This window comes from Thiolapillus sp. (assembly GCF_048562965.1).
Lineage (GTDB): Bacteria > Pseudomonadota > Gammaproteobacteria > Chromatiales > Chromatiaceae > Thiolapillus > Thiolapillus brandeum_A.
Genome location: NZ_JBHNMF010001148.1, coordinates 1 through 831, shown reverse-complemented (window position 1 = coordinate 831; position 831 = coordinate 1). Strand labels below are relative to the sequence as shown.

General features: G+C 41.3%; 1 protein-coding gene. It reads right to left on the bottom strand.

Annotated elements, in window-relative coordinates:
• On the bottom strand, positions 1-681 hold a 681-nt coding region (locus ACOCD2_RS22925; protein WP_419588633.1), incomplete at its 3' end, for a DEAD/DEAH box helicase family protein.
• Positions 682-831 lie beyond the last annotated feature (150 nt).

Below are 831 nucleotides of genomic sequence, written 5' to 3'. Positions count from 1 at the left end.
TTTAATAATTGACCAAACAAACTTAACTTCTATATCATCCCTGCTCTCAATAAGCGCTCTTGATATTTCGTTTCTTTTTTCATACCAGATCCAATATGGAATTGGAAGCATCGTGTTATAGTCACCGCTCTCAATTTCTAAGAAACTACCCTCACCTTGTTCCCTTATGTCGTCCTCAAAAATGGACATTGCCTTGTTGTAGAGTGAATGATTGCGATCAACCTTTATTGTTAGTGCGTTCTTTATTGAATCAATACAAGCATGAGAGTCATCAAGTATTACTGCTCCAACACTTACAGATTGATTACCCAAGCCAAAAATTGTTCGGCCGTTGAACACTTTTTGAACATGTGTAATAAGTATCTTATTTCCCGCTATAAATTCTTCAGGAAGGCCGTTGTCGGCACTGATTTCGCAAATCGGTATTCCAAATTTCTGTGCTTCTAGCCTTACTTGTTCTGCAAGGTATTTGTTTGGACATATATACAGACAAGGTCCATCATTAGAGTTGATTTTAGATTGTAGTATTAATAGCCCAATGAGTGTTTTTCCTTCACCTGTATGCAGCTTTATTATGTTGTTCCTTTCATCTTTACGTGTTGAGAACCAATCAGATAAAACCCTTTTTTGTGATGGTCGTAGTGGACCAGTCTCACTACGTCTATCGAGTGAATCATAGATTTCTACTGGGTTGATTTTCTTTACTACCCTCGCTGACAGCCATGGAGAGCGAAGCGAAGGCTGGTAGACCCCAGTAGCCGCGAGGCCGCACTGTTTTCCCGGCGTGCCTTGCGCCAGAGGGAAAACAAAGTAGGCCCCCGAACGCGGCGT